This is a genomic window from Aeromonas sp. FDAARGOS 1414 (assembly GCF_019047065.1).
GTDB classification, from domain to species: domain Bacteria; phylum Pseudomonadota; class Gammaproteobacteria; order Enterobacterales; family Aeromonadaceae; genus Aeromonas; species Aeromonas veronii_A.
In genome coordinates, this window is the sequence record NZ_CP077210.1 from 3,193,227 (window position 1) to 3,219,930 (window position 26,704).

General features: G+C 61.2%; 23 protein-coding genes and 4 tRNA genes. 11 read left to right on the top strand and 16 right to left on the bottom strand.

Annotated elements, in window-relative coordinates; translation table 11 throughout:
• Positions 1-82: 82 nt before the first annotated feature.
• The 5 genes from I6L44_RS14335 to argE form a co-directional block, all read right to left on the bottom strand.
• The gene (locus I6L44_RS14335; RefSeq protein ID WP_216952183.1) at positions 83-874 is read right to left on the bottom strand and encodes an ABC transporter substrate-binding protein; all 792 of its coding nucleotides are present in this window, start codon (positions 872-874) and stop codon (positions 83-85) included.
• 67 nt (positions 875-941) lie between these two features.
• Positions 942-1,835 (bottom strand): hypothetical protein, encoded by an 894-nt coding sequence (locus tag I6L44_RS14340; RefSeq protein ID WP_216952184.1) that lies wholly within the window; start codon positions 1,833-1,835, stop codon positions 942-944.
• A gap of 136 nt (positions 1,836-1,971) precedes the next feature.
• Complete coding sequence (ybaK, locus tag I6L44_RS14345) at positions 1,972-2,436, bottom strand: Cys-tRNA(Pro) deacylase (RefSeq protein ID WP_005336092.1); 465 nt, start codon at positions 2,434-2,436, stop codon at positions 1,972-1,974.
• 351 nt (positions 2,437-2,787) lie between these two features.
• Complete coding sequence (gene ppc, locus I6L44_RS14350) at positions 2,788-5,421, bottom strand: phosphoenolpyruvate carboxylase (RefSeq protein WP_216952185.1); 2,634 nt, start codon at positions 5,419-5,421, stop codon at positions 2,788-2,790.
• Between the two features lie 231 nt (positions 5,422-5,652).
• A complete protein-coding gene (gene argE / locus I6L44_RS14355; RefSeq protein ID WP_101530028.1) occupies positions 5,653-6,798 on the bottom strand; it encodes an acetylornithine deacetylase in 1,146 nt (381 codons plus the stop codon).
• A gap of 271 nt (positions 6,799-7,069) precedes the next feature.
• Here argE and argC point away from each other — a divergent pair, with 271 nt between their 5' ends.
• The 5 genes from argC to argH all read left to right on the top strand — a co-directional run bounded on the left by argC (position 7,070) and on the right by argH (position 13,029).
• A complete protein-coding gene (argC, locus tag I6L44_RS14360; RefSeq protein ID WP_110304444.1) occupies positions 7,070-8,077 on the top strand; it encodes an N-acetyl-gamma-glutamyl-phosphate reductase in 1,008 nt (335 codons plus the stop codon).
• 130 nt (positions 8,078-8,207) lie between these two features.
• On the top strand, positions 8,208-8,987 hold the full coding sequence (gene argB, locus I6L44_RS14365; protein ID WP_040099221.1) for an acetylglutamate kinase: 780 nt from the start codon (positions 8,208-8,210) through the stop codon (positions 8,985-8,987).
• 25 nt (positions 8,988-9,012) lie between these two features.
• The gene (locus I6L44_RS14370) at positions 9,013-9,924 is read left to right on the top strand and encodes an ornithine carbamoyltransferase (RefSeq protein ID WP_104016515.1); all 912 of its coding nucleotides are present in this window, start codon (positions 9,013-9,015) and stop codon (positions 9,922-9,924) included.
• Between the two features lie 68 nt (positions 9,925-9,992).
• Entirely contained in the window at positions 9,993-11,228 is a 1,236-nt protein-coding gene (locus I6L44_RS14375) for an argininosuccinate synthase (protein ID WP_033115910.1), read from the top strand.
• A 415-nt stretch (positions 11,229-11,643) separates the two neighbouring features.
• Positions 11,644-13,029, top strand: a complete 1,386-nt coding sequence (argH, locus tag I6L44_RS14380) for an argininosuccinate lyase (protein ID WP_216952186.1) — start codon at positions 11,644-11,646, stop codon at positions 13,027-13,029.
• A 435-nt stretch (positions 13,030-13,464) separates the two neighbouring features.
• Here argH and I6L44_RS14385 read toward each other — a convergent pair whose 3' ends face one another.
• Together I6L44_RS14385 and I6L44_RS14390 are read right to left on the bottom strand one after the other, a co-directional pair.
• Positions 13,465-13,920, bottom strand: coding sequence for a hypothetical protein (locus I6L44_RS14385; protein ID WP_216952187.1), 456 nt, complete (start codon positions 13,918-13,920; stop codon positions 13,465-13,467).
• 157 nt (positions 13,921-14,077) lie between these two features.
• On the bottom strand, positions 14,078-14,683 hold the full coding sequence (locus I6L44_RS14390) for a ClbS/DfsB family four-helix bundle protein (protein ID WP_302055871.1): 606 nt from the start codon (positions 14,681-14,683) through the stop codon (positions 14,078-14,080).
• Between the two features lie 132 nt (positions 14,684-14,815).
• Between I6L44_RS14390 and I6L44_RS14395 the strand changes: the two genes are divergently transcribed.
• Complete coding sequence (locus I6L44_RS14395; RefSeq protein ID WP_216952188.1) at positions 14,816-15,145, top strand: hypothetical protein; 330 nt, start codon at positions 14,816-14,818, stop codon at positions 15,143-15,145.
• 79 nt (positions 15,146-15,224) lie between these two features.
• Here I6L44_RS14395 and I6L44_RS14400 read toward each other — a convergent pair whose 3' ends face one another.
• The 6 genes from I6L44_RS14400 to plsY all read right to left on the bottom strand — a co-directional run bounded on the left by I6L44_RS14400 (position 15,225) and on the right by plsY (position 17,579).
• Positions 15,225-16,397 (bottom strand): nucleoside recognition domain-containing protein, encoded by a 1,173-nt coding sequence (locus tag I6L44_RS14400; protein ID WP_005355060.1) that lies wholly within the window; start codon positions 16,395-16,397, stop codon positions 15,225-15,227.
• A gap of 105 nt (positions 16,398-16,502) precedes the next feature.
• A tRNA-Asn gene (locus I6L44_RS14405) sits at positions 16,503-16,578 on the bottom strand.
• An 8-nt stretch (positions 16,579-16,586) separates the two neighbouring features.
• A tRNA-Phe gene (locus I6L44_RS14410) sits at positions 16,587-16,662 on the bottom strand.
• Between the two features lie 3 nt (positions 16,663-16,665).
• Positions 16,666-16,741, bottom strand: a tRNA-Thr gene (locus I6L44_RS14415).
• 52 nt (positions 16,742-16,793) lie between these two features.
• A tRNA-Phe gene (locus I6L44_RS14420) sits at positions 16,794-16,869 on the bottom strand.
• Positions 16,870-16,916: 47 nt separating this feature from the next.
• A complete protein-coding gene (plsY, locus tag I6L44_RS14425; RefSeq protein ID WP_201947226.1) occupies positions 16,917-17,579 on the bottom strand; it encodes a glycerol-3-phosphate 1-O-acyltransferase PlsY in 663 nt (220 codons plus the stop codon).
• 157 nt (positions 17,580-17,736) lie between these two features.
• Between plsY and folB the strand changes: the two genes are divergently transcribed.
• The 3 genes from folB (at position 17,737) to I6L44_RS14440 (ending at position 19,232) form a co-directional block, all read left to right on the top strand.
• Positions 17,737-18,108 carry a dihydroneopterin aldolase gene (gene folB, locus I6L44_RS14430; RefSeq protein ID WP_005355064.1) on the top strand — a complete coding sequence of 124 codons (372 nt, stop codon included), beginning with the start codon at positions 17,737-17,739 and terminating at the stop codon, positions 18,106-18,108.
• Positions 18,108-18,617 (top strand): 2-amino-4-hydroxy-6-hydroxymethyldihydropteridine diphosphokinase, encoded by a 510-nt coding sequence (gene folK / locus I6L44_RS14435; RefSeq protein WP_201947224.1) that lies wholly within the window; start codon positions 18,108-18,110, stop codon positions 18,615-18,617. The genes folB and folK overlap by 1 nt, the downstream gene beginning before the upstream one ends.
• Positions 18,618-18,743: 126 nt before the next feature.
• Positions 18,744-19,232, top strand: a complete 489-nt coding sequence (locus I6L44_RS14440) for a YbaK/EbsC family protein (protein ID WP_005336108.1) — start codon at positions 18,744-18,746, stop codon at positions 19,230-19,232.
• On the opposite strand, the gene mdtD is transcribed toward I6L44_RS14440, so the two are convergent.
• Positions 19,204-20,619, bottom strand: coding sequence for a multidrug transporter subunit MdtD (gene mdtD / locus I6L44_RS14445; RefSeq protein WP_088868340.1), 1,416 nt, complete (start codon positions 20,617-20,619; stop codon positions 19,204-19,206). The two genes, I6L44_RS14440 and mdtD, sit on opposite strands and share 29 nt — an antisense overlap.
• Positions 20,620-20,630: 11 nt before the next feature.
• Positions 20,631-21,239, bottom strand: a complete 609-nt coding sequence (locus tag I6L44_RS14450; protein WP_216952189.1) for a TetR/AcrR family transcriptional regulator — start codon at positions 21,237-21,239, stop codon at positions 20,631-20,633.
• Positions 21,240-21,329: 90 nt separating this feature from the next.
• On the opposite strand from I6L44_RS14450, the gene I6L44_RS14455 reads away from it, so the two are divergent.
• Positions 21,330-22,430 (top strand): efflux RND transporter periplasmic adaptor subunit, encoded by a 1,101-nt coding sequence (locus tag I6L44_RS14455; protein WP_216952190.1) that lies wholly within the window; start codon positions 21,330-21,332, stop codon positions 22,428-22,430.
• Complete coding sequence (locus I6L44_RS14460) at positions 22,427-25,534, top strand: efflux RND transporter permease subunit (RefSeq protein WP_216952191.1); 3,108 nt, start codon at positions 22,427-22,429, stop codon at positions 25,532-25,534. Before I6L44_RS14455 ends, I6L44_RS14460 begins: the two co-directional genes overlap by 4 nt.
• Here I6L44_RS14460 and I6L44_RS14465 read toward each other — a convergent pair.
• Positions 25,519-26,646: a GTP-binding protein gene (locus I6L44_RS14465; protein WP_216952192.1), complete on the bottom strand. Its 1,128-nt coding sequence runs from the start codon at positions 26,644-26,646 to the stop codon at positions 25,519-25,521. The two genes, I6L44_RS14460 and I6L44_RS14465, sit on opposite strands and share 16 nt — an antisense overlap.
• Positions 26,647-26,704 lie beyond the last annotated feature (58 nt).

The window sequence follows — 26,704 nt, forward strand, 5'->3', positions numbered from 1 at the left end:
CAGTGTAGCCCCTAGCTTGGCCGCTCGGCCCTGCCGCCACCCCACGCTCTCCTCCACTTTTCGGCCAGTCGCATCCATCAGCCTACTCCCCCACCGGAGGTGTGCTTCTGAGCGATGTGGCATAACGCTGATAGGCAGCAGAGTCGCGCACCTGCTCGATGGCATCCCACGCCTGCCGGCTTTGTCGGGGATGAGATTGATAGAAGCGGTGAGAGAAGACCAGATAGTAGGGCTTCTCCACCAGTACCGGCGACAGCCGCTCGATACGGGCCTGCAACGCGGGATGGGCCGCCAGAATGCTGTCGGCCACCTCGGTCTGGATGGCGGTCGCCTGCGCCCGATCCATCACCAGCTTTTTCAACATGATCAGCGGGTCACGGCTGGAGTCATCCACCTCGGCTCCCGCAGCCTGCAACCAGTCGACGATGGAGAATCCCGACTGGGCCGCCACCATGCCCTTGATCCTGAGGGTGGTGCCATCCCACAGGCTCTTGCCCCCCTTTAGCTGGTAGAGGCTGTAGCTCTCGGTCAGCAGCCGCTTGGCGGGGTCGGGTTTGCCCTCACGCATGGGATAGACCCCCACCCTGGTCGCCCGCTCGACGCTGTAACTCATCTTGATGGCCGCATCCATCTGGCCACTGCTCACCCGAGAGAGGCAGCGCTTCCACGGCAGCGGCGTCAGCACGATCTCGGCATTGAGGGCGGTAGCAACCGCCTTTAGGTGATACTGGACAATCCCCTCCCCCGATTGCAGCAGCCAGGGGTAGGAGTCACTGTTTTCGAGGCAGGTACGCAGCGTAAAGACCGGGGCTGCACCGCCGGTGGCAGGCAGCAGCAACGCGATGAAGAGCAAGGAGAGGGCAGATGCGTGCATGGGCCATCTCCTTTGCGGCAATGATCTCTCCCTTACTCTATCAGAGCTGCGCACCTGATAACCCGGCTCAGGGTTGTGAACCGAAATCATCCGTCAGCGGGTTGTAAAGGTAGGGGCGATAGTCAAAACCGTCCTTGGGTAACTGCGGATTGCCGAGCCGGACAATCTGGCGAGCCCCCAGATTGGCAAACACCAGCGAGGGTTGGAAGTGATGGCGCCAGAGCCGTTTGAGCGAACCATCCTGCCAGGCCAGTTGCAGACCGCGCTCAAGGCGCTCGCGCTCCTGAACGTAGCGGGCATTGCTGTAGAACACGTGGATCAGCGGATAGAAAAGGGCCAGATGGCGATCGACCGTCAAACCGGCCACCTTGCCCTGATGAGATTGCCACTCCGACAGGATCTCGTTGGCCCCACGACAGAAGAGATCGATGCGCCCTCGTGCCACCATACGAAACAGCGACTCGTAGTTATCCACCTCATGCACAGTCAGCCCGCCGTTGCGCAGGATCACCGCATCCTGCCAGCCGGTGCCCACCCCTTGAGTGAAGTGGCGCAACTGATCCAGGGTGTTCACCCGCGCCAGCTCGGCAGCACGATCCGAGCCGACGAAACAGACCCGATAGCCGAGGATCCCCATATCGATCGGGAACGGGATCGATGCCACCTGATCCGCCACTGCCTCCCCCTGATAAGGCCAGCTGTCGACAATAAAGAGGGCGTTTTTGCCCTGCTCCTGCACCTCGATCCGCATCCGCGCCTTGTTCATCGGCAGGGAGTCCAGCAACTCGTAGTCGCCATATTCGGGGCGAGTTTTCTCTAGCGCCAGCTGCATCACCTCACGGTAATAACGCATCCGCATATCCTGACTGTTTTCAGGGCTGAGCAGGGTAAAACGGGTGGCAGCCAGCAAGGCAGAGGGGAGGGATAAACAGAGGCAAAGCAACAGAAGTCGGTACATCATGGCTGAACTCATACAACGGGGTTCACCCATTATAGACTGGCACGCACCCCGTTGAGCACAGGGCACGCGCCCGCTCACAGGTGGGGCTATCCGGGCCACCACAGGCCCGGAGAACAGGTTCACAACGTGCCCGGCACTACTCTTCGCCGATGGGAGCGGCGATCCACTTCATCAGCGTCAGCATATCCTGCGGCGCCACACCGACCGAGAGGCCGCGCTTGCCGCCGCTCACCAGGATCTCGTCAAACTGCAGCGCCGACTCGTCGAGCACGGTGGGCAGCAGCTTCTTCTGGGCCAGCGGGCTGATGCCACCCACCTTGTAACCGGTCAGCTTCTCCGCTTCCGCCGGTTTCATCATCTCCACCTTCTTGAGACCAGTCGCCTTGGCCAGCTGCTTCAGACTGCACATGCCGGATGAGGGAACGATGGCCACCACCGCCTGCTTGTCGTGATGGGCAACCAGAGTCTTGAACACCTGCGCCTCCGGCAACCCGAGCTGGGTCGCGGCATGCTTGCCGAAATCATCGTGGGCTTCGCACTCATAGGGGTAGAGCTTGTGGGGGATTTTGAGCTTCTTCAGCAGGTTGATGGCAGGAGTCATGATGGTTGCCTTGAATCGAATCGCATAAAAACAAGGCCAAACAGTCTGCGCCTGCGTGGCGAGTGATGCAAGCCGGAGGGGAAATCTGTACCCATCACCGGTAATGAGTAGAGAGCAATGAACAAGATGAATTGTGCCGCTTGCCGAATTAAACACAGGACGAGTCAGGGCTAAAATCATTTCCGAGCCGTACAATGCGCTGCGCTTGCTGCACCCTACAAAATACAGTCCAAAACATGGGTGGGGTTCCCATCGAGCCGAATTCTGCTGGGCAACAAAAAACAAAGGGCACCTTGTCGGCGCCCTTTGGCTGGATGGATATCGCTGAAGCCTGCTGGCTTGGGCTGGCGATCAACCGGTGTTGCGCATACCTGCCGCAATACCGGCGATGGTGACCATCAGCGCCTTGTCCAGCTCGGGGTGCAGGGTCTCCGGGTGGTTGCGGGAGCGGTTGAGCAGCTCGGCTTGCAGCACGTTGAGCGGGTCTGTGTAGGGGTTGCGCAGCTTGATGGACTCCTTGATCCAGGGCTGATCCTCCAGCAGATCCCCGCACGGGCTCAGTTTCAGCACCACCTCGATGGATTCGGCGAGCTCCTGACGCAGCTGTTTGCCAAGGCCCCACAGCTCCTGCGGCACCAGACGGGTGTCGTAGTACTCGGCGAGCCAGACGTCCGCCTTGAGGAACACCATCTCCAGCATCTCGAGGCGAGTGCGGAAGAAGGGCCACTGGGCGCTCATCTCTTCCAGCACCGCCAGCTTGCCGCCGTCGATGGCCTGTTGCAGCGCCTTGTGGGCACCGAGCCAAGCCGGCAGCATCAGGCGGTTCTGGGTCCAGGCGAAGATCCACGGAATGGCGCGCAGGCTCTCGACGCCGCCGTTAGGCTTGCGCTTGGAGGGACGGGAGCCGAGCGGCAGCTTGCCGAGCTCCATCTCCGGGGTGGCGGCACGGAAGTAAGGGACGAAGTCCGGATGACCGCGCACAATGCTTCGGTAGTGATCGCAGGAGTCGGCGGCCAGCTGTTCCATCACCTCGCGCCAGCACTCTTTCGGCTTGGGCGGCGGCAGCAGGTTCCCTTCCAGCACGGCGCTGGTGTAGAGCTCCAGACTCTTGATCGCCACTTTCGGCAGACCGAACTTGAAGCGGATCATTTCCCCTTGTTCGGTGGTACGCAGACCGCCGCGCAGGGATCCCGGCGGCTGGGAGAGGATGGCCTGATGGGCAGGGGCACCACCGCGACCGACGGTACCGCCACGGCCATGGAACAGGGTGAGGCGGATATTGTTGGCTTCGGCCAGCCCCACCAGGGATTCCATGGCGGCGTACTGGGCCCAGCCTGCGGCCATCATGCCCGCATCCTTGGCGGAGTCGGAGTAACCGATCATCACGTACTGACGGCCCTGGATGTAGCCGCGATACCAGTCCACCGAGAGCAGACGCTCCATCACGGCGGTGCCTGCCATCAGGTCATCCTGGGTTTCAAACAGCGGGGCAACCGGCATACGGAACTTGCAGCCCGCCTCTTTGAGCAGCAGTTGCACCGACAGCACGTCGGACGGCGCTCCGGCCATGGAGATGATGTAGATACCGAACGCATCGGGGTCGTGCTGGGCGATGACCTGACAGGTATCCAGCGTCTCGCGCACCTCGGCGCTCGGCTCCCAGTCGTGGGGAATGAGCGGGCGACGAGAGTTCAGTTCGTTGAGCAGGAAGGCCTGCTTGTCATCTTCACTCCACTCGGCGTAGTCACCCAGACCCAGATAGCGGGTCAGCTCGGAGAAAACCAGCCCGTGGCGCTCGCCATCCTGACGGATATCCAGCTTGACCAGATGGATGCCAAAGCAGGCGACCTTGCGCAGCACGTCCAGCAACATGCCATCGGCGATATTGCCCATGCCGCAAGCGTGCAGTGAGTGGTAGCAGAGCTCCAGCGGCTCGCGCAGCTGGGCGGTGGTCTTGACCAGATCCTGGCTCTCGCTAGCCTGGCCTTGCACCTTGGCGGTGAGGTGCTCCTTGGTTTCGCGCAGCGCTTCACGCAGCTCGCGCACCAGCGCGCGGTAGGGCTCGGGGTGATCGCCAACGCGAGCACGCACGGCGTCGGTACAGTCGGACATGGAGAGCTCGGAGGTGAGCTCCTTGATGTCTTTGTAGAACAGGCTCACCGCCATCCAGCGGCCCAGCTCCAGCACTTCGGCAGTCACCTTGGCGGTAACGAAGGGGTTGCCGTCGCGGTCACCGCCCATCCAGGAGGTGAACTTGACCGGCGCGGCATCCAGCGGCAGCCGCACACCCAGATGGTGTTGCAGACGCTCGTCCAGATTGCGCATGAATTCTGGGATGGCAGGCCACAGGCTGTTCTCCACCACGGCGAAGCCCCACTTGGCCTCGTCGACTGGAGTCGGGCGTTGTTCGCGGATCTCGTTGGTGTGCCACGCCTGATTGATCAGCTGTTCGATGCGATTGAGGATCTTGTCCCGCTCGCGGGGCAGCAGGTCAGAGAGCTCCAGCGCCTCGAGGCAGTCGTTGAGCTGTACGTGCTTGTGGATCAGGGTGCGGCGGGTCACCTCGGTGGGGTGAGCGGTCAGCACCAGATCGATATCCAGCTCGCGCACGGCCTGAATGATGGCCTCTTGCGACAGGTTGGAGGCTTTCAGTTTGTCGAACATCTGCTCCAGCGGGTCCGGGGTGCAGACCTGCTCTTCACAGCGACGGGAGATGGTGTGGAACTGTTCCGCCACGTTGGCCAGATTGAGGAACTGGCTGAAGGCGCGGGCCACCGGCAGCAGTTCATCATCGCTCAGGGTTCGCAGGGTATCGAGCAGACGTTCCCGGTCTGATTCATTGCCCTTGCGGGAGGACTTGGCCAATTGGCGAATGGTTTCGATCTTGTCGAGAAAGGCCTGACCCTGATGATCCTTGATGGATTTACCCAGCAGCTGACCCAGCATACCTACGTTGGCGCGTAGTGCGGCGTACTTTTCGTTCATTCCACATCCTTATCTTGTTGGTGCCTGACACCCATCCGGGGTGCTAGACGACCTCACTTATTGTTGTGCGATTACAACATATGCTCCGTCATCTTAGGGTGACAATCTACCCAGATTGTCTGAGCAAGGTCAAATAACAGGCCGATTCAGAACATGTATTTCCATCACCACTCCACAATCGGCTTGTTATGTAACTTACTTACAGTTCTTACGCCCCTTTCACCGCCGCCGCTACAGGCAAAAACGTCTGATCAGGTGTTGCAACACCGAGGTGGTCGGCTTGACGAAGGAGAGGTCAAGATACTCATCCGGCTGGTGCGCCTGGGTGATATGGCCGGGGCCCATGACGATGGTCTCGCAGCCAAGCTGCTGGATAAACGGCGCCTCGGTGCAGTAGTTGACCGACTCGGCGGCGCGACCGCTCGCCTTCTCAGCTTCGCGCACCAGCACAGAGTCGTCGGCGCAGGCGTAGGCGGGAATGGGTTCATGCAGATGTTGCAGATGCAGACAGCCCGGCTGGTGGATCTCGATGGGCGACAGTGCCTCTTTGAGCATCCCCATCAGCTCATCCGGCCCCACCTGCGGGGTGGGTCGCAGGTCGATATGCAGCTCGCAACAGCCGCAGATGCGGTTCGGGCTGTCGCCCCCCTGAATGTAACCCAGGTTCAGGGTCGGCTGCGGCACGGCAAAGCGGTGGTCGGCGTAGCGATCTTTCAGATCCTGCTGCAAGCGCAGCACCTGCCCCATCGCCTTATGCATGATCTCCATGGCGTTGACGCCGTTGGCGGGATCCGAGCTGTGACCGCTCTTGCCGGTAATGCGGATCGCCTCCGACATGTGCCCTTTGTGGGCCACCACCGGCACCAGTCCGGTCGGCTCGCCAATCACGGCGTAGTCGGGTTTGAGCTCGGCCGCCGCGGCGATGGCGCGGGCCCCCGCCATGGTGGTCTCTTCGTCGGCAGTGGCGAGAATGCGCAGCGGCTTGGTCAGCTTGGTGAGGTCAATATCTTTGAGCGCCTCCACGATAAAGGCGAAGAAGCCCTTCATGTCGATGGTGCCGAGGCCATAGAGACGATTGCCCTCTTCGGTCACCTTGAAGGGATCCTTGCTCCAACCCCCCTCATCGAACGGCACCGTATCTGTGTGACCCGCCAGCAGCAGACCGCCCTCCCCCTGACCCATCGTCGCCACCAGATTGAATTTGCCCGGCAGATCGGGGAGCGCCGTCACCTCGCACTGAAAACCGAGCTGACCGAACCAGTCGGCCAGCAGCCGGATCACCGCCTCATTGCTCTGATCCCACTTGGGATCCGTGCTGCTGATAGAGGGAATCGCAATAATATTCTTATAAAGTGAAAAAAAATCCAGATTGGCCATCAGCTCCTCCTTGCGTCCCCGGAATGTTTCTGTTAGAAAATACAAATGCAAAGTGAGTGCATGAATATTCTGTAATTTTACCTGAATATCTGGCTCATCAACAAAGGCTTCTAGTTGTAAGGGAAAGTTAATGTTCTGTCACCTGATCTATAACCGACGACACACACCCGCCTGAATTGCCCCTCCGCACTTGTGCAAAGGGGCGCTCGAACACCCTTGTGCACTGCAGCGTCATGCTGTGAATCTCGAACTCTGACTTGGAATATTCAACATGCTTAACACCGTTATCGTCGGTGCCAGTGGCTACGCGGGAGCCGAACTGGCCGCACTGGTACAGAACCATCCACAACTCAAACTGTTCGGCCTCTACGTCTCCGCCGGCAGTCAGGATGCCCACAAGCGCTTCTCTTCCCTGCATCCCCAGTGGGTAGGCGCCCTCGATCAGCCGCTGCTGCCGCTGGACGACGATGGCATGACCCGGATCCTGACCCAGGCCGATCTGGTGCTGCTGGCCACCGCCCACGAGGTGAGCGCCGAGCTGGCGCCCAAGTTTCTCGCCAAGGGGCTGCCGGTGTTCGATCTCTCCGGTGCCTTCCGGGTCAAGGATCAGGGCTTTTACGACAGCTTCTACGGCTTCACCCACGACAGCGAACAGTGGCTGGATCAGGCCGTCTATGGTCTGGCGGAGTGGAATGCCGATGCCATCGCTACCGCCCAGCTGATTGCGGTGCCGGGTTGTTATCCGACCGCCTCCCTCTGTGCTCTCAAGCCGCTGCAGCAGGATGGCCTGATTGCCAAGGGGTGGCAGCCCATCATCAACGCCGTCTCAGGGGTTTCCGGTGCCGGGCGCAAGGCAGCCATCAACACCAGCTTCTGCGAAGTGAGCCTCAACCCTTACGGCACCTTCAATCACAGACACCAGCCGGAGATCAGCCATCACCTCGGCAAGGAGGTGCTGTTCCAGCCCCACCTTGGCAACTATGTGCGCGGCATTCTGGCCACCATCTATGTGCAGCTGGCGGACGGCGTCACCCCCACGCAGGTGGATCAGGCCTTCCTCAAGGCTTACGAAGGCAAGCCGCTGGTGCGCCTCACCGGCCAGATGCCCTCTATTCGCGGTGTGGCAAACACCCCTTACTGCGATATCGCCTGGCAACAGCAGGGCAACATGCTGGTGGTGGTATCCGCCATCGACAACCTGCTCAAGGGCGCCGCCTCGCAAGCCATGCAGTGCATAAATATCAAATTTGGTTTTGAACCGGCCACCGGCCTGATTTAAGGACTTAGGAAGGATCTCGAACATGGACAAACAGACGTTGGTAATCACGTTGAGTTCGGTGCCCTTTCCAGTTGGACATAACAGCGCTATTACGCAGGCCAATGCCTGATTTAAGGAAGGATTGAGAGATATGGACAAGCAAACTCTGGTAATCAAGCTGGGCGGCGCCCTTATCGAGAACGACGAGGCGCTGACCGCCCTGTTCGCCACCCTCAAAACCTTTCTCGACGATCAGCACCGTCCGCTGGTGCTGGTACACGGCGGTGGCTGTCTGGTGGATGACCTGCTCAAGGGGCTGGGTCTCACCTCTACCAAGAAGAACGGCCTGCGGGTGACCCCGTTCGAGCAGATCCCCTTTATTGCCGGTGCACTGGCGGGGACCGCCAACAAGCAGATGATGGCCAAGGCGATCGCCACTGGCATTCCGGCGGTGGGGCTCTGCCTCGCCGACGGCGGCCTCTGTCAGGTGACCCAGCTCGACCCGGATCTCGGCGCGGTCGGCGAGTGCAAGCCGGGCAACCCGGCACTGGTGGCGGGCATCCTCGGTCAGGGCTTCCTACCGGTGGTGAGCTCCATCGGCATCACAGCCGAAGGGCAACTGATGAACGTCAACGCGGATCAGGCGGCCACCGCCATTGCCGAGGCCCTCGGCGCCGATCTGGTGATGCTCTCCGATGTGAGCGGCATCCTCGATGGCAAGGGCAAGCTGGTGCCCCAGCTCGACAAGCTGACCGCACTGGATCTGATGGAGAAAGGGGTGATCACGGACGGTATGGCGGTCAAGGTAGAAGCAGCCCTGCACGCCGCCGAGACCCTCGGCAAGCCGGTCTGTGTCGCCAGCTGGCGCTACCCGGATCAGCTGCTCAAGCTGCTGGCTGGCGGCGCGGTCGGCACCCAGGTAGCTATTTGATCTCCACCGGAACAAGGAACATCCGATGCAACATCTTCTGAAAGACAGTGATCTGAACAAAGCCCAGATCGAAGCGCTGATTGCGCTGGGCAAAGCAGTGAAGGCCGACCCGAAGAAGTACAGCCAGGCGCTGGCCGGCAAGAGCGTGGTCACCCTGTTCGAGAAGCCCTCCCTGCGCACCCGGGTCACCTTCGATATCGGCATCGCCAAACTGGGTGGCCACAGCGTCTATCTGGATCAGCAGAACGGCGCGCTGGGCAAGCGGGAGTCGGTGAAGGATTTCGCCGCCAACCTGTCGCGCTGGTGTGATGCCATCGTCGCCCGGGTGTTCGATCACCAGACCCTGGTCGAGCTGGCAGAGCACGGCACAGTGCCGGTAGTGAACAGCCTGTGCAACCTCTACCACCCCTGTCAGGGGCTGGCCGACTTTATGACCATTGCCGAGCACTACGACGATCTGTCGAAGGTGAAGCTTGCCTACCTCGGTGATGGCAACAACGTCAGCCACTCTCTGCTGCTGCTGGGGGCGACACTGGGCACCGACGTCACCCTGATCTGCCCGAAAGGCCACGGCCCGGATACCCAGATCTTCCTGCAGGCGCAGGCACTGGCGGCCAAGTCGGGGGCAACCATCCACATCAGCGATGACGTGGCGGATATTGAAGGGTTCGATGTGGCCTACACAGATACCTGGGTCTCCATGGGCGACAACACCCCGATGGAGCAGGTCAAAGACCTCTTTATGCCTTACCAGATCAACCAGGCTCTGCTCGACCGCACCGGCATTGCACATGTGCTGCACTGCCAACCGGCGCACCGGGAGCTGGAGATCACCTCGCAGGTGATGGATGGCCCCGCCTCCCTCATCATGGACGAAGCCGAAAACCGGATGCATATCCAGAACGCCGTGTTGCTGACCCTTCTTGGCGGCAAGTAACGCGGCACTCAACCTGAATCACGACCCTTTTATTGAATCATCATCGAATCATCACGGAGAGAAGTAACATGAGCGGAATCAACAAGATCGTACTGGCTTACTCGGGTGGACTGGATACCTCGGCCATCATTCCCTGGCTGAAAGAGCACTATGACGCCGAAATCATCGCCTTCGTGGCCGATGTGGGTCAGGAGCGCGACGATCTGGAAGGGATCGAGCAGAAGGCCATCGCCTCCGGCGCCACCAAGTGCATCATCAAGGATCTGCGGGAAGAGTTCGTCAAAGAGTACGTCTACCCGACCCTGAAGACCGGCGCCGTCTATGAGGGCACCTATCTGCTGGGCACCTCCATGGCCCGTCCGGTGATCGCCAAGGCGATGGTCGAAGCGGCGCTGGCGGAAGGGGCCGATGCCATCTCCCACGGCTGCACCGGCAAGGGTAACGATCAGGTGCGTTTCGAAGGTGCGGTCGCCGCGCTGGCACCCCAGCTGAAAGTGATCGCCCCGTGGCGGATCTGGGACATGCGCTCCCGGGAAGATCTGCTCTCCTATCTGGAGACCCGCAACATCCCCTGCAAGGCGACCCTGAAGAAGATCTACAGCCGCGACGCCAACGCCTGGCACATCTCCACCGAGGGTGGCGAGCTGGAGAGCACCTGGAACGAGCCCTCCGAAGCGGTCTGGCAGTGGACCGTACCGGCCGAGCAGGCACCGGACCAGCCGGAGTACGTCAAGCTGACCGTGGCGCAGGGTGAAGTGGTGGCCGTTGACGACCAGCCGCTCAGCCCGCACCAGATCCTGATGACCCTGAACGAGCGTGCCGGCAAGCACGGCGTGGGCCGCATCGACATCACTGAAAACCGGATGGTGGGGATGAAGTCCCGCGGCTGCTACGAGACCCCGGGCGGTACCGTGATGGTCGCCGCGCTGCGCGCTGTGGAAGAGCTGGTACTGGATCGCCCGACCCGCGCCTGGCGGGAGAAGCTGGGTGCCGAGTTCTCCCATCTGGTCTATGACGGTCGCTGGTTCACCCCGCTGTGCAAGGCGATCCTCGCCTCTGCCAACGCCATCGCCGAAGATCTCGACGGTGAAGTGGTGCTGAAGATGTACAAGGGTCAGGTCACTGCGGTGCAGAAGAAGTCGCCGAACAGCCTCTACTCCGAAGACTTCGCCACCTTCGGCGCCGACGAAGTGTATGACCAGAGCCATGCAGAAGGCTTTATCCGTCTCTACACCCTGGCCAGCCGGATCCGCGCCATGAAGGAGCAGCATCAGGCTATCGGTGGCGATCACACCCACGGCTAAGCAAGCGCGATAACCCGTTGATTCCGTTGAGGGGGCATGGCCCCCTCTTCTACAGGCAGAGGGCATAGCCCCCTGACCCATCATCAGCGGGTGTGACAAGAGCGGCAGCGCCCCGGCCGCTTCTGTGAGATAACAGGGGCTGTGTGAATATGATGCTGACGTATTTTCTCCCTTCTCCCCTTGCGGGAGAAGGGGCGGGGATGAGGGGGGAATTACCCTCACCCTAGCCCTCTCCCAGAGTGAGAGGGAACCGATTCGCAGTTGCTGGATTTGACGTGTTCAACGGCAACAGCACTCATCACCACCGCACTGTTATTCAGGAAAATACAGGGCAAGATTTCTGCGCGCAGGCCAAGAGGCCGCGCGAGTATGGCAGGCGTAAACGCCTACCGACAACGCATTCAAGGAGAGCAGTATGGCACTTTGGGGTGGACGCTTCAGTCAGGGAGCCGATAGCCGGTTCAAACAGTTCAACGATTCGCTGCGGTTCGATTACCGCTTGGCGGAGCAGGATATTCAGGGCTCCATGGCCTGGGCCAAAGCGCTGGTGAAAGTGGGCGTATTGACCGCCGATGAGCAGGGCAAACTGCAACAGGCGATGGAGGTGCTGCTCGCCTCGGTGCAGCAGGATCCCCAGCAGATCCTGAGTTCGGACGCCGAAGATATCCACTCCTGGGTCGAGAGCCAACTGATTGCCGCCGTCGGCGATCTTGGCAAGAAACTGCACACCGGCCGCTCGCGCAACGATCAGGTCGCCACCGACTTGAAACTCTGGTGCAAGGCGCAGGGCGAGCTGCTGCTCGGCTCCATCACCGCCCTGCAGCAGGGGCTGGTCGCCTCCGCCCGTGCCAATCAGGCGGCGGTGCTACCCGGTTACACCCACCTGCAGCGGGCCCAGCCGGTCACCTATGCCCACTGGGCGCTGGCCTATGTGGAGATGCTGGAGCGGGACTACTCCCGCCTGCAGGATGCGCTGAAGCGCCTCGACACCAGCCCGCTCGGCTGCGGCGCGCTGGCGGGCACTGCCTACGCCATCGACCGCGAAGCGCTGGCGCTCGACATGGGCTTTGCCGGCGCCACCCGCAACAGTCTGGATTCGGTCTCCGATCGGGATCACGTAGTGGAACTGATGCACGTGGCGTCCCTCTCCATGACCCACCTGTCGCGCTTTGCTGAAGATCTCATCTTCTACAACACCGGCGAGGCGGGCTTTGTCGAGCTCTCCGATGCGGTCACTTCCGGCTCGTCGCTGATGCCGCAGAAGAAGAACCCGGATGCGCTGGAGCTTATTCGCGGCAAGACCGGCCGGGTGGTCGGCGCCCAGATGGGCATGCTGATGAGCCTCAAGGCGCTGCCGCTGGCTTACAACAAGGACATGCAGGAAGACAAGGAGGGGCTGTTCGATGCACTGGACACCTGGCACGACTGCCTCGACATGGCGGCGCTGGTGCTGATCGATCTGAAGGTGAATGGCGAGCGCACCATGGCGGCGGCGCAGGGCGGCTACGCCAACGCCACCGAGCTGGCGGACTATCTGGTGGCCAAGGGGATTCCATTCCGTGAAGCGCACCATATCGTCGGCGAAACCGTGGTCTTTGCCATCAGTGTGGGCCGCCCGCTGGAGGAGCTATCCATCGGCGAGTTCCAGCGCTTCAGCCCGGTGATCGAGTTCGACGTCTACCCCAATCTGGAACTGGAAGCGACCCTGGCCAAGCGGGTCGCCAAAGGCGGCGTCGCCCGCGAGCAGGTAGAGGCAGCCCTTACCGCCGCCGAACAGTGGCTGGCCAAGCGAGCGGGTTGATCTCTGATGTATTTGGAAAATAAGAGGGGGAGCAATCGCTCCCCCTCTTGCTTTATCTTGGCTTTAAGCGCTTTTCAACATAATGGCATTTGCAGGTATTGCCTTATCAATGAATTCACCACTTCCATAAACTGACAGGATATCTCCACAAGCTGGGCAAGCTGCAGTGTATTCACTCATTACGTTGAGAGAACCCAGCACGAACCCTTTGAAGTGGTTACTGCATTTCTTACATTTCATTGATTTGATTGAAAACATCTTTGATTCTCCACGAATAGAAAGATATGAATTCCTCTCTTCTATGGATATGAAACGGGTGGGCTATTTCATGGGGAAATAGCCATAGTCACGCTTTGCATCACATCCACACGAATACGCTACCAGATTATTTATTGACAGGCTCGTCATCTACTGAAATCCATATTTTCAGTCATTTCACGCGCAGGCATTGAGCAGTTTGCCAACCCCCTCTCCCTTGCCATTTGGCAGGGTCTGTTTAAAGGCACCGAGCAACTGATCGAGGTTGAGATGGCTGGCACCGAGGGAATCCTTGAGGGTATCGAGCTCGCTTTGCAGCGCATCGAGGCGGGTGCTCTGGGTGCCGCTCGCCAGCTGGTTGCGGGCGCTGTCGATGGCAGCCGGGAGGGATTGGCCACCATTCTCCTGCCCCAGTGTCTGTATCAGCTCACCCATAAAGTGGTTGATGGCAGCGCGGTTCTGCTCGCTGTCGGCATCCTTGACACCCAGCCGCTGGAACAGGCTCTGGACGGTCGGGGCAAGGTGCTCCTCCTGTACGGCAGGCTGCACGGGCTCAGGTTTGCTACTGCTGCCAAGCAGCTGACTGCCCAGCTTGAGGGCGATAGAGGCAAGGGGGAGCAGGTTGCTGATCATGATATCTCTCCGCGACAACGACTCTGAATGGTGTTGCCAAGAGATGTGCATAAGCGGGGCCAGCATGGCGATAAAACACACCGCACTGGCTAATCCCTTGAATGGCTGATCTATTTGTTCAAGCAGCACTCAGGAGATAGCCGAGCGCAAAGGGGAGTCAGGCGGCCAGTAGCTGCCGCCACGGGCGGTAGTGGCAATGTGGTGGCAAAGTGTTTTGTCGCCCACCCGAGCCGCGCCCCCTTCCTTTCACACCCGGATCGCCAACTCTTTTAGCCACTTGTGCAGCCGCCCGTTGGCGTTGAGATAGGGGGGAGGCGCTATTGAACTGGATCATCCGCCCGAGCGTCCACTTCTCATACCAGAGGCAACCATACAACTGCTGGTCGCTGCGCGCCTCCACCAGTTCGATGATGCATCCTCTGGCGGCAGCCAATCGCTGCAACAACGCCGGATAGCAGAGCCCCTCGTAATCCCGATAGAACTTTTGGGCCAGCCTGCCCAACTCGTTCCACTTAAAACCGGTTTCGGGAAAATCCACTGGCAGACCTGCCGCATCCCGCTCGATCCACTTGATCAGCAGTTCACTCCAGCCGATAAGGTAGGCCAGCAGATTGGCGACGCTCATGGTGGTTCCCTTGCTGTGCCCTGCCAGGGGCGGCTCCCGCACTCGGCTCTCGGGGACGGCCTGCAACGCCTTGAACAACTTGCTGAAATTGGTATCGATCGCGAGTAGCTGCTCGGCCTTGTTTTGCGGGATCCCCATTGCTCTCCCCTTTTCAGGTTTGCTTGCGGCGCAGCCGAAGCGATTGCCGCAACCAAGGCAGCACGTTACGCTAGCCCTCTTCATCCTGTACAGCTCATCCAGTACAGGTCAACCATCACGGCAAGATCGGCAATGAATCAACTAATCAGCTATATCAGGGCCATTCATCGACAGGCGAGCTCCGTCAACCTCACACGCCAAGAGAGTGAACACTATAGCGAGCATGATGAGAGCGGCACTGTGATCCAGCACCAGATAACCACCAGCTGGTTTGCCAATGGGGTCGTCATCCGCCAGCAAACCGAGCAGGACGAAGCGCCATCGCAGCAGCTTTGTGCCGAGTGCTGGATCAGCTATCGGGTCATCGCCAGTCCCATCCCCATCACTCCAGCCAGCAAGCTGTTTCACAAACACTGTCAGGAGCGATTCTGGTTGAAGGTGCAGGGCATCACGCCGCAATGATTGGTGCGCCCGTGAGCAGCAGGGGGAAACGCAAAGAGGCTCCGAAGAGCCTCTTTTTGTTTCCGTGCCTGAACCTGACTCAGCCCAGCAGCAGATAGAGCTGGTGAGCGGCCACACCGGCGCACAGGCCGCCGATGGTGTGGGCAACGATGGCGCGGGAGGTGAGGTGGCGATAGCCGAGGGCATCGAGCATGGCTGTATGGGTGCTCAAAAAGCCGCTCCAGCACATCCCCATGGCGGTAAACACCGCGACCTCGTTACCGGTGATCCACCCCTTGGCGATAAAAGGGGGCACCAGAGACATGGCGGCACCAACCGCACCGAGCGAGGTAGCCGGGAAGGCAACCAGCTCCGGCTGCTGGAAGCCAAACAGCAGGTCAAACAGCCAGCTCACCTTGGCGGCCAGCACTGGCAGCAGGGCAACCCCTTGAAACGCTTCGCCGGTATAGCCCTTGTCGCCCGGGCCGAAGGTCAGCAGCATCACGAAGGTGCTGATGATCAGCACCCCGGGGATCACCGCCATCCCCAGCTCCACGCCAGATTTGCCGCCATCGAGCAGAGAGTTGAGGATCCTCAGCCAGCCGGGAGCCGCCTCTTTGGTCACCCCTACCTTGCGGCCGTCGGACGATACAGCGTCATCGTTCAGCACTTCCCCCACCAGTGGGCGGATCATCCGCTGCATCAGTCGGGTAGAGACCACCGAGCCCACCAGAGCACCAAGCAGCCCGATCAGCGCCGCACTGGCCGTGGATTCACCGCTCGGTAGTTGCAGGGTGGCCATAAAGGTGACCACGATCAGCCCCATGCCGAAGGCGGTGCCGAAATTGGTGAGCGACACCAGCTGCCAGGGGGTGAAGCCTTTACGAAAGCGGCTGTCCTTGGCAAGGCTGATCACCGCCGGGTTGTCGGAGAAGAAGGTCATCAGCGCCGCCAGGGCAGTGCGGCCAGGCAGGCGAAACACCGGCTTCATCAGGGGGGCCAGCAGCACCTCCAGCAGACGGATCACCCCGAACTCGCTCAAGAGTTGGCTCAGGGCACCGGAGAGCACCGTGATCCCCATGATAAAGAGCACGGTATTGAGCAGCAGCTGGTGGGCGGTATTGAACAGGGTGTTGACCATGGCAGAGAGGCCCATCTGGCTGCCGAGGTAACCGAACAGGCTGCCGAGAATAAGCAGCACCAGCACGGGTTCCATCCAGTTTCGAATGGCGGCAAGTCGCCCCTTTGACTCTATAACTACATGATTTTCCATATCTATCCTGCGGTTCATCTGTGCGTGTGTGGTTGTTTTTATGGTTAAAAAATGGCTGAGCCAAATAGAAAAAAGCCCTTGTCTTGCGACAAGGGCTTTTTGAATTGGCTCCTCCTACTGGACTTGAACCAGTGACATACGGATTAACAGTCCGCCGTTCTACCGACTGAACTAAGGAGGAATTGTAATTGGTGCCCAGAGACGGAATCGAACCGCCGACACGGGGATTTTCAATCCCCTGCTCTACCGACTGAGCTATCTGGGCAAATGGTGCCGGCTACCGGAATCGAACTGGTGACCTACTGATTACAAGTCAGTTGCTCTACCTACTGAGCTAAGCCGGCACACTTTAAACCATTGTGCATGAACAAATTTTTTCTTTCATGGCACCAAAATTGGTGCCCAGAGACGGAATCGAACCGCCGACACGGGGATTTTCAATCCCCTGCTCTACCGACTGAGCTATCTGGGCGTGGGCGCTATTAAACGGATTTTAAGGCAGATGGTCAACGGGAAATTTCACTTTTTGTCTCGTTCGTCTCTTTTTTGCGCAACATCGTCCATTTCTGCCACTTCTTCGGTACAGGCCGCGCCTTTTCGCCCCCAGACTCTGGGTTCCTCCCCCTTGAGCAGGCGGGAGATGTTCTCGTGATGGCGGATCAGGATAAGGCAGGAGAGCAGCGAGACTGGCAGGGTGTATTCGGGTTTGAGCAGGTAGGTAAAGAGCGGCGTCAGCAGCACGGTAATGATGGAGGCCAGCGAGGAGTAGCCGCTCACCAGCAACACCAGCAGCCAGGTGCCAATCACGGCGCCCCCCATGGTAAAGCCGATGGGCATCATGGTCCCCAGTGCCGTGGCGACTCCTTTGCCACCACGAAAATGAAAGAAGATGGGGTACATATGGCCGAGGCAGGCGGCGACCCCGATAAAGCCGAGATAGACGGGTTTGATCTGCAGATACCAGGCGAGATAGACGGGCACAGTACCCTTGAGCACATCGAGCAGCAGCACCACCAGCGCCGCCATCCGGCCACCGAGGCGCAGCACATTGGTTGCCCCCGGATTGTGGGAGCCATGATCCCGCGGGTCGGGCAGACCGGTGCAGCGGGAGACCAGCACAGCACTGGATAGTGAACCACCCAGGTAGGCCAGAATAATCATCAAAATCGTCAGGGCCGTCATCTTGGTCGTTTTTACCACGATATGAATGGGGTATGATGCGGGCCACATACGCTGGCATGGGCCCATGCCCACCCAGAGCGCCTCGGCAAGCCTGTTGCCCGGCCAGCATCCCTGCGCTGTCATCACAGCCCATCAAGAGTAAAGAAGAAGTACAGTCATGGACAAGGTGTTTATTCGCGGACTCGAAGTTTTGACCACCATAGGTGTATATGAGTGGGAGAAGGGCATTCGCCAAAAGCTCCGTTTTGACCTCGAGATGGGGTTCGACAACCGCCCCGCGGCAGCAACCGACGACATCAATCTGGCACTGGATTATGCCGACCTCTCCAACAAGATTTGCGAGCATGTCAGCGGCAAGGTGGTCGAGCTGGTCGAGACCATGGCCGAGCAGGTTGCCATGCTGGTGCTCGCCGACGAGCGGGTACAGTGGGTCAAGGTGACCCTCACCAAGCCGGGCGCCGTGCCCAATGCCGCCGGGGTCGGCGTCGAGATCCTGCGCCATCGCACGCCGGCCGCGAGCAGCAACTGATGACCACCATCTATATCAGCCTGGGCTCCAACATCGAGCGGGATCGCCATATCCGTGCCGGACTCGATGCCCTGCACGCCGAATTTGGCCAGCTGCGGGTCTCCCGGGTATTCGAGAGCGAAGCGGTCGGCTTCAACGGCCGCCCCTTCTACAACCTGGTGGCAGCTGCCGAGACCGATCTGCCGCTGGCCACCGTCTGCCAGCGACTGCGGGCCATGGAGTTCGCCCACGGCCGCGAGCCGGATGCCAAGAAGTTCGCCCCGCGCACCCTGGATCTCGATTTGCTGCTCTATGGCGATCTGGTCTGCGACACCCCGCTGGTGCTGCCGCGTGGTGAAGTGCTCACCAACGCCTTCGTGCTCTGGCCGCTGGCCGAGCTGGCCCCCAAACTGCGCCACCCCGTCGATGGCCGCACCATGGGCGAGCTGTGGCAAGCCTATGACAAGGCCTCCCAGCAGCTGTGCCCCATTCCCTTTCACTGGGAAGCGTGCGAATTGCAGCATCACTGATCCGCAAGGGCGCCTCACGGCGCCCTTGTTGTTTTCACGGACAGGGTTGCTTATTACGGATAAGAAAGTGTCATTGGGCCTGACCCTGCGAGGCTGGCAGGATAGCGCCCACTACAGGAGAACCCCATGCCACTCGATACCATTCACCACTTCAACTGCCAGCTGCTGGCAGAACTGCCCCACCAGCGCTATGAGCATGAACCCATCCTCGACTACGCCACCGATGAAAAGGTCAAGGCCCGCCTCGGCTGGCAGGCGGAGTTCAGCAAGACCCTGTTTCTCAAGTTCAAGGATGGCCGCTTCGCCCTGCTGCTGACCCACAGGGACGGACGGCTCGACAACAAGGCGGTCAAGGCCGCACTCGGTGCCAAGCCCTCCATCTGCACCGCCGAAGAGATGCAGGCGGAGATCGGCTGCCTGCCGGGGGCGGTCTGCCCCTTCCTGCCCCGTGCCGATATTCCGCTACTGGTGGATCCGCAACTGCTCAACCACACCGCCTTCACCTGGACTCCGGGCCACCCGGAGCAGACCTTTCTGCTGGCGACCGAGCATCTGGCCGAAGTGCTGGCGCAGCTCCCCTGCGAGGTCAGCTATCTGCCCGCCCCGACGGCGTAGCCCCATCGCGCGCCAGCTGGGCGAAGATCAGCGCCGCCAGCATGGAGAGCAACCCGACACAGAGGTAGGTAAGGTGGAACCCGGCCAGCCACTGACCCTCGGCCACTAAAGTGCCCGCTGAGGTACCCGCCGAGAAGAGCCCGAGCAGGCTGGCGGCAATCGCCACCCCCAAACTCATGGAGAGCTGCATCACCACCGAGAGCAGGCCGTTGCCACTGCTGGCCAGGGTCGGGCTGAGATCTTGCAGCGTGAGAGTGTTCATGGCAGAGAACTGCAGCGAGTTGATGGCGCCGAAGATCGCCAGCCAGCCCAGCAAGACCCCGTAAGGGAGCTGGTTGTCGATAAAGTAGAAGCTGGCGATCATCGCCCCCAGCAACAGGGTGTTGCCGATCAAGATGCGGCGATAGCCCACCTTCGGAATCAGCTTGTTCACCAGCGTCTTGGTCAGCATGGCGCCAATCACGGTGGGGATCATGGTCATCCCCGCCTTGCTTGGCGAGAAACCGAGCCCCAGCTGCAGAAACAGCGGGGTGAGGAACGGCATGGCGCCGCTGCCGAGGCGGGCAAACAGGTTGCCCCAGATGCCGATGGCAAAGGTGGCGGTCTTAAAGAGGCTCAGGCTAAAGAGCGGCTGCGGTGCATTGGCGGCATAGAGCCAGTAGCTCGCCATCGCCGCCAAGCCGAAGATCAGTGCAAACAGCGCCCAACCGGTGGAGATGCTGTGCTCCCCCAACCCCTGCAAGCCGACCGACACCAGCACCATGCCGACGCTGAACATCACAAAGCCCTGCCAGTCGAACCGGGCGGTCTGCTGCCGCAGCTCCGGCATAAAGTGCCAGCTGGCGATAAAGCCGAGCAGCCCCACCGGCAGGTTGATGAGAAACACCCAGTGCCAGCTCGCCACTTCCACCAGCCAGCCACCGAGCGCCGGCCCCATCAACGGGCCGAGCAGCCCCGGGATGGTGACAAACGACATCACCCGCAGCAGCTCGTGCTTGTCATAGACCCGCAGCACCGCCAACCGTCCCACCGGCATCAGCAGCGCACCGCCAATCCCCTGAAGCACACGGGCGGCCACCAGCATGGAGAGCGAATTGGAGGCGGCGCAGGCGAGCGAGCCGAGGGTAAAGAGCGAGATGGCGGTCAGATAGATGCGGCGGGTGCCGAATCTGTCTGCCAGCCAGCCGGAGGCCGGGATCAGCAGCGCCACCGTCAACATGTAGGCGATGATCACCGACTGCATCTGCAGCGGGCTCTCTCCCAAGGTCTCGGCCATGCTGGGCAGGGCGGTGTTGAGAATGGTGCCATCCAGCGCCTGCATAAAGAAACCGACCGCCGCCAGCAGGGGCAGCCACTTGCGCTGGGCATCTGTCACTGTGTGGCTCATTGCCACCTCCATTATTTTTGCGGGGGAGCGGCGGCGGTCAGGAAGAGATCGACACAACTCAGGGTCCAGACATCCTGCTCGGCAGCGCTCTGGGTCAACGGCAGACCCAGCTCACGGAGCATGCGCTCCTTTCCCTGCCACATCAGCAACAGCTGCAAGGCGGCCTGTTCGCTGTCTTGATGGCACAGCAGGCCTTGCTGCTTTTGCTGCTCCAGCCAGTTGGACAGCATATTGGTCACATAGAGCGGGCCCGCCTCGAAAAAAAGGGTGGCCAGCTGGGCATCGTTGCAGCTGATGCAGGTGCGAAAGATATTGATGGCATCATCGCTCAGGATCAACTTGCGAAAGCTGCGACCAAAGGCAATCAGGCTCTCCCGTACGTTGTTGCCACGCAGCAACACCTCCGGCATCAGCTCACTGCTGACGCACTTGCTGCCCACCGCTTCGGCAAACAGCGACTCCTTGTTGGCAAAATGGCTGTAGACCGTCTGCTTGGAGACGCCCGCTTCACTGGCCACCATGTCCATGCTGACCAGATGCAGACCGTGCTGACAGAAGAGCCGCCCTGCAGCATCGAGGATCGCAGCCCGCTTCTGCTGACTACGGGGTGAAATGTTCATTTTTCCTCCACAATCAAACTGGACAGTCTAGTTTCGAAAAACTAGACTCACCGGTGTGATTTGATGTTATGTCAACCAGAGGATGATGTCATGACACTTTGCTTAATCCTGCTGGCGCTGTTACTGAGTGGCTGCAGCCCGGTCACAGAGTCAGAAGAAACACCCGCCCTGACCCGGGTGATCGCCCAGCCGCTGCAAGCCAGCGATCACTACCCGGTGCTGCACCGCTTCAATGGCAGGGTGATCGCCCCCGAGCACAGCCAGATAGGCTTCGAGCTGGCAGGGCGGATCGCCACTCTGCACAAGGGACGCGGAGAGCCGGTCGCGGCTGGCGAACTGCTGGCCACACTGGATACCCGGCTGCTGGCAGTGGAAGCCAAAGAGCTGGCCGCCCGGGCAGCCCAGAACGAGGCCGAGCTGACCCTTGCCCGGCAGACGCTCGAACGACTCACCGCTCTGCGCCAGCAGCAGTTCAGCTCCCGTCAGGCGCTGGATGAACAGCAAGGCAAAGTCCGCATGCTGGAGGCAAGCGCCAACCAGCTGGCCGCCGCCCTCGAAGCCAACCGGGTCAAACAGGAGAAATCACAGCTGCGCGCCCCCTTCAACGGGATTGTGGTCAGCCGCGAGCAGGCATTGGGGGCCGTGGTGGCCGCAGGCCAGCCTCTCTTCTCCCTGACCCGCAGCGGCCAGTGGGAGGCCGATATCGGCGTGCCGGTGAAACAGGCCGAGACCCTGATCGTCGGCCAACGCTACCCCCTGCAAAGCGGTGTGCAATCACTGGAGGGGCGCCTGCTTAATCTGGGGGTACAAGTGGACGGGCAGACCCACACCCGCACCGCCCGCTTCCAGCTGACCCGGGGCGGCGAACAACTGGCAGAGGGGCAACTGATCACCCTGTTGCATCAGACCCGCGAGCCCACCCGTGCTTACGAGGTGCCGCTCACCGCGCTGACCCAGGGATTGCGCGGCAGCTGGACCCTCTATCTGCTCAACGACGAAACGCCACCCCGAGTGGTCAGTCGGGACGTCACCCTGCTGCAGCAAGATGGCGAACGAGCCTGGATCAGTGGTGCCCTGAACGGACAAGAACAGCTGGTGACCGATGGCCTGCATAAACTGGTGCCGGGCCAGCAGGTCACCCTGACCACCAGCGTGGATCATCAGGTGGCGCATCCGGAGCCACAGTCATGATCCGCCCGTTTATCGAGAATGGCCGCCTGCTGCTGTTGACGGTCGCACTGCTGCTGACGGCCGCCCTTGCGGCATTGCAGACCCTGCCCAGAACCGAAGATCCCCAGCTCACCAGCCGTTTTGCCAGCGTGGTTACCCACTTCCCCGGGGCCAGCGCCGAACGGGTGGAAGCGCTGGTGAGCGAGCCCATCGAGAACCGGCTGCGGGCCCAGAGCGAGATCAAGCTGATCGAGTCGAGCTCTCGCCCCGGTCTCTCCATCATCAATCTGGAGCTCAAGGATGAGGTCAGCGATGTCGAGCCTGTCTGGTCCAGAGTTCGTGACCGGCTGGCAGATCTGGCCGCCGGACTGCCAGCAGGCGCCAGTGCCCCCAAGCTGGATGACGAGAAGGGCTACCCCTTCACCCGGCTGGTCAATGTGGTCTGGCACGGGCCGGGCCAGCCGCAGCTGGATCGCCTCGCCCGCTACAGCGCCGAGCTGGAACGCCGGGCTCGCCAGCTGCCGGGCACCGAATACGTCGAGCGGGTCGGGACACCACAGGAGGAGATCGAGGTGCGGTTCGATCCCCTCGCCCTCAGTGCCAGCGGCATGAGTGGCGAACAGCTTGCCCAGGCGCTGAGCGGTGCCGATGCCAAAGTAGCCGCCGGAGAGTTGCAGGGCAGCCACAATCGCTTTCAGGTGGAGATCCGCGGCGCCCTCGATACCCTGGAGCGGATCCGCCAGATCCCGCTGCGTACCGGCGAGCAGGGCCAGACCCTGCGCCTTGGCGATCTGGCCGAGGTAAGACGTACCCTGCACCAGCCGGAGAGTCAGCTGGCCTTTGCCAATGGTGAACGGGCCGTGGTGGTCGGCCTGCGGATGGCACAGGATCACCGCATCGACCTCTGGTCGGCACGGGTCGATACAATGCTGGCCAAGCTGCAACAGGACTTGCCGGATAATATCGGCCTCGTCACCAGCTTCGATCAGCAGCGTTATACCGATCAGCGGCTCGACACCCTGCTCATCAACATTGTGCAGGGCTTCCTCATCATAGTGGCCGTGCTGCTGGTGACCTTGGGAGTCAAGGCCGCCATTATCGTGGCCCTGTCGCTGCCGCTTACCGTTGCGTTCTCATTCGCCTGCATGAACCTGATCAATCTGCCCATTCACCAGATGTCGGTCACCGGTCTGGTGGTGGCGCTCGGGATCATGGTGGACAACGCCATCGTCATGGCGGATCGGGTGCAGTATCAGCGCCGCCACGGCATGGTCATGAGTGCCGCCGCACTGGAAGCCATCGGCCACCTCTGGCTGCCACTGCTGGGCTCCACCCTCACCACCATGCTCGCCTTTATGCCGATCATTCTGATGCCGGGCCCCGCAGGCGAGTTTGTCGGCGGCATCGCCTGGGCGGTGATCTGCTCGCTGCTGGGATCCTACCTCATCGCCCACACCCTGGTGGCTGGCCTCGCAGCCCGCTGGATTGGCAGTGATCAGGGGGGACGCTGGTATCAGGATGGCTTGCACCTGCCCCGGGTGAGCGCCCGTTTCCAGCAGAGCATCGCCATGGCGCTGGCTCACCCCTGGCGCACCCTGCTACTGGTCAGTCTGCTGCCCCTGCTCGGTTTCTGGGTGGCGGGCCGCCTCACCGAACAGTTCTTTCCCCCTGCCGACCGGGACATGATCCACATCGAGGCCAGCCTCTCTCCACAGGCGAGCCTGGCGCGCACCCGCGAGCTGGCACTGGGGATCTCTGCCGAGCTGGCCAGTCTCCCCGAGCTGGTTCGCCAGGACTGGGTGGTGGGCGACAACGCACCCAGCTTCTACTACAACCTGGTGCCCAGAAAACAGGGGCGGGCCGATTACGCCCAGGGGATGATCACCCTGCAGGATGCCGATGCTGCCGAGCGGCTCATTCCACAACTGCAGCAGCGACTCGATGCAAGATTTCCCGAAGCGCAGATCCTGGTGCGCAAGCTGGAACAGGGGCCGCCTTTCAATGCCCCGGTCGAGCTGCGGCTGTTTGGCCCCGACCTTGAACAGCTGCACCGTCTGGGAGAGGAGCTGCGCAGTCTGCTCGCCAATACCCCGGCCGTGGTGCAGACCCGCGCCACCTTGCAGGCAGGGGCACCCAAACTCTGGTTGCAGGTCGATGAGGAGGCCGCCCGACTGGCAGGCATGAGCCTGACCGATGTTGCCTCCCGGCTGGCGGGTGCACTGGATGGCAGGTTGGGCGGCACTGTGCTGGAAGGCACCGAGTCAATCCCGGTTCGGGTGCGGCTGGCCGAGCCCTTGCGTCAGGATCCGGATGCGCTGCTCAATGTGCCGCTGTCGCTCACCGGCACCGGCCAGCAAGGGGCAGCCAATCTCACCTTGCGGGCACTGGCCACTCCCGAGCTGCTGCCAAGCTGGGGGGAGATCAGCCGTCGGGATGGTGAGCGGGTCAATGTGCTGGAGGCCTATCTGGCGGTCGGCGTGCTGCCGCAAACCGTGCTGGAGCAGGTCAAAGAGAGGCTGGCCGCCCAGGCGCTGGCATTGCCGCCGGGCTATCGACTGGAGTTTGGCGGGGAAGCCGCCAAGCGGGATGAATCGGTGGGCAATCTGATGGCCCATGTCAGCCTGGTCGCCGTGCTGCTAGTGGCCGTGCTGGTGCTCAGCTTCAACTCGTTCCGGCTGGCAGGCATCGTCACCCTGGTGGCGATCCAGTCGGCGGGGCTCGGCCTGCTGTGGGTCTGGCTGCTGGGGTACCCCTTCGGGTTTACGGTGATCATCGCCCTGCTGGGACTGATGGGGCTGGCCATCAACGCCGCCATCGTCATTCTGGCTGAGCTGAAGGCAGACCCGCTGGCACAACAGGGCAATCTGCCGCAGATCCGTGATCTGGTGGCCGGTTGCAGCCGCCACATCGTCTCGACCACCATCACCACGGTGGGCGGCTTCATCCCGCTATTGCTGGGGGGCTGCGGCTTCTGGCCCCCCTTTGCCATCGCCATCGCCGGTGGCACAGCGCTGGCGACCCTGCTCTCGTTCTACTTTGTGCCGGTGGCGTTTGTGTTGTTCAACCGCCGCCGTCCTGACCCGGTACAGGAGAGCTGCAACGCGCAAGATCAGTTGTCGGGCTGACCCAGCATGGCTTTGAGCCGCTCTTCCAGAGTGGGCTCGGGGGCCTTGAGGGTCGCCATAAAGAGCTGCTCGATACCGGCCTTGTCCTGACTTTTCACGATAAACACCAGTCGGGACTGGGCCTTGCCCTCCGGCCAGTCGCCCAGCGCCTGCAGCGGATAGAGCTGGCCGTGGACACCGTGGATCACCACCGGCTGGCTCTCTCCTTCCAGCTGCAAGATCCCCTTGAGCCGCAGCAGGGCATCGCCATACTGCGCCTGCACCGCATCGATGGCGGCCAGCAGGCGAGAGGGCTTGAGCGGCTCACCGATACGCAAAGAGAAACTCTCGATGTTGCCGTGCTCGAAGTGGGTGGGCGCAGTTGTGCCCACCTTGGCGGCGAACGGTTGCATCTTCGGTTGCATGGGGGATGCCAGCCCCTGCTTGGGGGATTCGGTGCGCAGCCAGGCCAGCAGTTGGCGCACATCGCGCCCCGCCGCTTCGTTGTAGGCGCCGAGCTTCTCCAGCACCGCTGGCGACAGTTCGCCATTGGTCACCTGCTGGATGGGGGCCGCCGGATTGAGGGCCGCCAATTGGGCTTCGACCCGCGCCAGCTGTTCGCCGTCCACCAGATCCCCCTTGCTCACCACCAGCAGATCCGCCAGCGCCACCTGCTTTACCGCCTCATACTGGGCTGCCAGCTGCTGCTCGATATGACCGGCATCCACCACGGTGACGGTGCCATCGAAGCGGTAGCGCTGAGCGATAAAGCCCTCTGCGCGCAGGGTAAAGAGCACGGGGGCCGGATCTGCCAGACCTGTGGTCTCGATAATCAGCCGCTTGAACGGTTTGATCTTGCGCTGGATGGCCTTCATAAACAGCCCCTGCAGCGCCTCCACCAGAGAGCCCTGCACCGAGCAGCAGATGCAGCCGGAGTCGAGCAGCATCACCTGCTCGTCCACCTGTTGCACCAGATGGTGATCCAGCCCCACCGAGCCAAACTCGTTGATCAGCACGGCGCACTCGCCAAGCTCCGGCTGCTTGACCCAGTGGTTGAGCAAGGTGGTCTTGCCGCTGCCGAGAAAGCCGGTCAGCAGGGTCACTGGGATCCTGGAGTCTTGCATATCGGTCATATCGATGACCTCCCTCTGGTCGGCAGAGTGATGAGTGAGCGGGTATCTTGCATATCGG

Coding starts and splice junctions, on each gene's coding strand:
- I6L44_RS14335 (WP_216952183.1), bottom strand. CDS start 874: ATGCACGCATCTGCCCTCTCCTTGCTCTTCATCGCGTTGCTGCTGCCT.
- I6L44_RS14340 (WP_216952184.1), bottom strand. CDS start 1,835: ATGATGTACCGACTTCTGTTGCTTTGCCTCTGTTTATCCCTCCCCTCT.
- ybaK (WP_005336092.1), bottom strand. CDS start 2,436: ATGACTCCTGCCATCAACCTGCTGAAGAAGCTCAAAATCCCCCACAAG.
- ppc (WP_216952185.1), bottom strand. CDS start 5,421: ATGAACGAAAAGTACGCCGCACTACGCGCCAACGTAGGTATGCTGGGT.
- argE (WP_101530028.1), bottom strand. CDS start 6,798: ATGGCCAATCTGGATTTTTTTTCACTTTATAAGAATATTATTGCGATT.
- argC (WP_110304444.1), top strand. CDS start 7,070: ATGCTTAACACCGTTATCGTCGGTGCCAGTGGCTACGCGGGAGCCGAA.
- argB (WP_040099221.1), top strand. CDS start 8,208: ATGGACAAGCAAACTCTGGTAATCAAGCTGGGCGGCGCCCTTATCGAG.
- I6L44_RS14370 (WP_104016515.1), top strand. CDS start 9,013: ATGCAACATCTTCTGAAAGACAGTGATCTGAACAAAGCCCAGATCGAA.
- I6L44_RS14375 (WP_033115910.1), top strand. CDS start 9,993: ATGAGCGGAATCAACAAGATCGTACTGGCTTACTCGGGTGGACTGGAT.
- argH (WP_216952186.1), top strand. CDS start 11,644: ATGGCACTTTGGGGTGGACGCTTCAGTCAGGGAGCCGATAGCCGGTTC.
- I6L44_RS14385 (WP_216952187.1), bottom strand. CDS start 13,920: ATGATCAGCAACCTGCTCCCCCTTGCCTCTATCGCCCTCAAGCTGGGC.
- I6L44_RS14390 (WP_302055871.1), bottom strand. CDS start 14,683: ATGGGGATCCCGCAAAACAAGGCCGAGCAGCTACTCGCGATCGATACC.
- I6L44_RS14395 (WP_216952188.1), top strand. CDS start 14,816: ATGAATCAACTAATCAGCTATATCAGGGCCATTCATCGACAGGCGAGC.
- I6L44_RS14400 (WP_005355060.1), bottom strand. CDS start 16,397: ATGGAAAATCATGTAGTTATAGAGTCAAAGGGGCGACTTGCCGCCATT.
- plsY (WP_201947226.1), bottom strand. CDS start 17,579: ATGACGGCCCTGACGATTTTGATGATTATTCTGGCCTACCTGGGTGGT.
- folB (WP_005355064.1), top strand. CDS start 17,737: ATGGACAAGGTGTTTATTCGCGGACTCGAAGTTTTGACCACCATAGGT.
- folK (WP_201947224.1), top strand. CDS start 18,108: ATGACCACCATCTATATCAGCCTGGGCTCCAACATCGAGCGGGATCGC.
- I6L44_RS14440 (WP_005336108.1), top strand. CDS start 18,744: ATGCCACTCGATACCATTCACCACTTCAACTGCCAGCTGCTGGCAGAA.
- mdtD (WP_088868340.1), bottom strand. CDS start 20,619: ATGAGCCACACAGTGACAGATGCCCAGCGCAAGTGGCTGCCCCTGCTG.
- I6L44_RS14450 (WP_216952189.1), bottom strand. CDS start 21,239: ATGAACATTTCACCCCGTAGTCAGCAGAAGCGGGCTGCGATCCTCGAT.
- I6L44_RS14455 (WP_216952190.1), top strand. CDS start 21,330: ATGACACTTTGCTTAATCCTGCTGGCGCTGTTACTGAGTGGCTGCAGC.
- I6L44_RS14460 (WP_216952191.1), top strand. CDS start 22,427: ATGATCCGCCCGTTTATCGAGAATGGCCGCCTGCTGCTGTTGACGGTC.
- I6L44_RS14465 (WP_216952192.1), bottom strand. CDS start 26,646: ATGACCGATATGCAAGACTCCAGGATCCCAGTGACCCTGCTGACCGGC.